This window comes from Halomonas sp. McD50-4 (assembly GCF_022348135.1).
Taxonomy (GTDB): Bacteria; Pseudomonadota; Gammaproteobacteria; order Pseudomonadales; family Halomonadaceae; genus Vreelandella; species Vreelandella piezotolerans.
On sequence record NZ_JAKRFG010000032.1, the window covers coordinates 1 to 3,712 of the forward strand.

General features: G+C 54.0%; 3 protein-coding genes and 1 pseudogene. 3 read left to right on the forward strand and 1 reads right to left on the reverse strand.

What is annotated here, in order from left to right; translation table 11 throughout:
- Positions 1–11 precede the first annotated feature (11 nt).
- The 3 genes from MHM85_RS18195 to lnt are packed head-to-tail and all read left to right on the forward strand — an operon-like array spanning position 12 to position 2,946.
- Complete coding sequence (locus tag MHM85_RS18195; RefSeq protein WP_004574643.1) at positions 12–908, forward strand: cation transporter; 897 nt, start codon at positions 12–14, stop codon at positions 906–908.
- 3 nt (positions 909–911) lie between these two features.
- Positions 912–1,409, forward strand: a complete 498-nt coding sequence (lspA, locus tag MHM85_RS18200) for a signal peptidase II (protein WP_008958331.1) — start codon at positions 912–914, stop codon at positions 1,407–1,409.
- Between the two features lie 4 nt (positions 1,410–1,413).
- Positions 1,414–2,946, forward strand: a complete 1,533-nt coding sequence (lnt, locus tag MHM85_RS18205; RefSeq protein ID WP_008958330.1) for an apolipoprotein N-acyltransferase — start codon at positions 1,414–1,416, stop codon at positions 2,944–2,946.
- A 635-nt stretch (positions 2,947–3,581) separates the two neighbouring features.
- Here lnt and MHM85_RS18210 read toward each other — a convergent pair.
- Positions 3,582–3,712: pseudogene (locus MHM85_RS18210) on the reverse strand (IS481 family transposase); the annotation flags it as partial.

Below are 3,712 nucleotides of genomic sequence, written 5' to 3' on the forward strand. Positions count from 1 at the left end.
GGAGTCGTATCATGAGCAAATCCTGTGGTGGCGCCTGTGGCGGTGATGCAACGTCCGCAGCGGATACCGATATACAGGCCTCCTCCGAGGCGCCAGGGAGATGGGTCAGTGTTTATGCCGTGCCGAAAATGGACTGTCCATCAGAAGAACGAATGATTCGCCTAGCCCTGAACGGCTTTGAGGAGATTCGGGCGCTGTCCTTCGACTTGTCGAACCGCCGGCTGAAGGTCGTGCATGACGGCGAGGTCGAGCCCGTCACCTCGAAACTGAAGACCTTGGGGCTAGGCGCCTCGCTTCAGGAAACCGTCGCTGCAAATCCGGAGACCATCAAGGCCGCCGAGTTTTCGGCAGCTTCTGCTAAGCAAGAATCCGGGACCCTGCGCTGGTTGCTCGGCATCAATGCACTTCTGTTCGTGGTGGAAATGACAGCCGGTCTGATCGCCCAGTCCACCGGCCTGATTGGAGAATCCCTGGACAATTTTGCCGATGCGGCGGTGTACGGGCTTGCCCTTTATGCGGTTGGACATAGCGTGAAAATGCAGGTACGTGCCGCGCATCTTGCTGGTGTACTGCAACTGATCTTGGCTGTGGGCGTGCTCGTAGAGGTGGTGAGACGCTTTGTATTCGGTAGTGAGCCTGAATCGCTGGTGATGATGGCTATCGCATTCGTCGCATTGATTGCCAATACCAGTTGTCTGCTGCTCATATCCAAACATCGGGAAGGCGGGGCGCACATGAAGGCAAGCTGGATATTCTCGGCCAACGACGTGGTGATCAACCTGGGGGTCATCACCGCCGGCGCCTTGGTCGCGTGGACCGGTTCCAATTATCCGGATCTGATTATCGGCACCATCGCGGGGGGCATTGTACTTAACGGTGCCAGACGCATTTTGGCGTTGAAGGGTTAAATAATGCTCATTATTGGCAAAAAGCTCTCGCCGTATGCCCTATTGTCCATATCGGGCCTGCTGGCAGCGTCTGATCAGGCTGTAAAGTGGCTGGTGCAGCAATCAATGGCCTATGGCGAGTATGTTTCGGTGACCCCGTTCTTTAACTGGGTGCACCTATGGAACACCGGTGCCGCATTCAGTCTTTTTGCGAATGGTGGAGGCTGGCAGCGCTACTTTTTTATCGGAATCGCGGTAGTGGTCTCGATTTTTCTGATCAAGCTGATCCTTGAAAATCGTCATAAAGGAGAAGCCATCGCTTACAGTCTTATCCTCGGTGGCGCCATGGGCAACCTGATTGACCGGGTCTTTCGCGGCTATGTTGTGGATTCCTTTGATTTCTATTGGCGAGACTGGCATTGGCCGGCCTTCAACCTGGCTGATATCGCGTTATTGGCAGGTGTCGTGGTATACGCAGTGGCGCTATGGCGTGAGCGGCCTACATTTAAGCGCACTGAGTAACGCTATGGATGTGGTCGATAAAGATAAAGAATATACGTTTTTTGCTGGGCGACGCTCACCAATAGTCGATTGCGTTGTAGCGCTCGCCGCTGGGGTACTGACTACCTTGAGTGCCGCCCCTTTTTCCCTATGGTGGCTTGGCCCAGTGAGCGTGGCACTGGTCTATTGGAGAATAGCGTCGCTAACGCCCGCCATGGCCACCCTGCGAGGGTGGTGTTATGGGGTAGGCCTGTTCGGTTCAGGCACGTCGTGGGTCTTCGTTGCTATTCACGATTTCGGTGGCACCGGGGCCTTGGTGGCGATGTTCCTCACCACGCTATTTGTTAGCGTCCTGGCGCTCTTCTTTGCAGTCCCCTTTGGGCTCTATCGACGCATCACGGGGCCACGGTTCGCCTTTCTTAGCTTTGCCGGTATGTGGGTGGTGAGCGAATGGCTACGCACCTGGTTGCTCACCGGCTTTCCCTGGTTATTGCTGGGCACCTCTCAGATAGATTCTCCACTAGCCCCATGGGCGCCCGTTGGTGGTGTGTACTTGCTGTCACTCATGACCGCGCTGACAGGTACGTTAGGGGTAGAGGTACTGCGTCGCCGCTGGATTTTCCTCGTCCCAATGGCCGCCCTGTGGATCGTTCCATTCCTATTGCCCGCCCAATGGACAACCCCGGCTGGCAAGCCCATCCAGGTGGCATTGTTGCAAGGGAATCTTGATCAGCGCATTAAGTGGACTGCCCAAGGGCAGCGCGAAGCGATCAGTATCTACACGACGATGACACGGGTGCAAGCAAGGGATATCGACCTCATCGTTTGGCCTGAGGCAGCCCTTCCCATGCTTGAGCAGGAAGCACAGCAAATACTGGAACAAGTAGCGTCCGACCTGGGGCCTGACACCGCCTTGTTGACCGGCATTTTGCAACGCGACAGTGAAGGGCGCTCTTATAACAGCGTCATAGGGCTAAATGATGTGCAAGGCGAATACCAAAAAGCGCACTTAGTGCCCTTTGGCGAGTATTTGCCATTCCAAAGCCTCCTCGCTGACACCCTTGCTTTTTTCGACTTGCCAACACCCCGGCTGACCCCTGGTTCAGACGTACAGGCTCCGTTACACGTGGCTGGAACCACCATTGGCAATGCTATCTGTTACGAGATCATTTTCGCCGACCATGTCGCCCAACAGGCGCGTAATGCCGAGCTGCTATTAACGGTTTCCAACGACACGTGGTTTGGGCGTTCCATTGGCCCACACCAACATCTTCAAATGGCGCGTCTACGTGCCCTTGAAAATGGTCGTCACCTACTTCGAGCTACCAGTAATGGCGTGACGGCCATCATCGATTCACAAGGTCACGTCACAGCCCGTGCCCCACAGTTTGAACAGGCCAGTTTAACTGGCGAGGTGACCCCGATGCAGGGCCTAACTCCTTTCACACGCACCGGTAGTGGCCCCGCTTGGATACTCGCTGCCTTACTGACGCTGCTCGGGTTAAAACTGAACTTATCTCGATCAAAAAACGACGCATTAGATGAAAAAGGAACCTAGCGATGCTCCTGGCAAATCAAGATAGGTTGGGAAGGCGGTCAGCCGCTGATTCAAGCCTTTCCGCCGCTTGGAGAAGAAGAGCACAGTATGACCGCACTCACAGAGACCATGACACGCCTTAACCTGAATATTATGCACTGAACCTCCCAACTGGCAGAAAAATCGATGAGTAACGCAGTGGCAAAAATTGCCAGCACAGGGCGATAGGTGGTCGCATTAGGGTCTGAAACGCTAACTCCCAGGTGCTCATGAAGCTCTTCATAGCCGCCAATACGTTCATAGCCCAGATATCCCTGGGAAATCGTATCGACATGTTCCTGCTCTGTAAACGCGTCAATCTCTTATCGCGAAGTCAGCAGGTTTACGTTCACCTAAGGCCCATGTGCACGAGCAGGTCAACGATCTACAAGCCAAACGGACATATGTACTCTCCTGTTTGCAACCATAAGCGCGAGCGCTGGAGTGGGTCGTTGTCACCGTTATGAACCTCTTAGTTGTTTATTAACACTATATTGCTTACCTAACATAATAATCTAACTCCCTTCCACAGCCTTCAGATCAAATATGTGGCGCGACGAAAACTTTATTGTGAAGTGAGCCAGTCGATCTTACTAAGCCTGAAGGCGCCTCAGTCGTTAGGTGTCGGGTCCCGTGTGATTAACCACCCGCTTGGTAAATAACTCAGGACGTTTGGCCTGCCATTCCTTCATCATCGCAACCGGTGATTGATGGTGCAGCGCCTTTTGCGGGATGTGGTGATTGTACA

What these genes read in the sequence shown, in the direction of transcription:
- lspA (WP_008958331.1), top strand. Translation starts at nt 912, where the DNA reads ATGCTCATTATTGGCAAAAAGCTCTCGCCGTATGCCCTATTGTCCATA.
- MHM85_RS18195 (WP_004574643.1), top strand. Translation starts at nt 12, where the DNA reads ATGAGCAAATCCTGTGGTGGCGCCTGTGGCGGTGATGCAACGTCCGCA.
- lnt (WP_008958330.1), top strand. Translation starts at nt 1,414, where the DNA reads ATGGATGTGGTCGATAAAGATAAAGAATATACGTTTTTTGCTGGGCGA.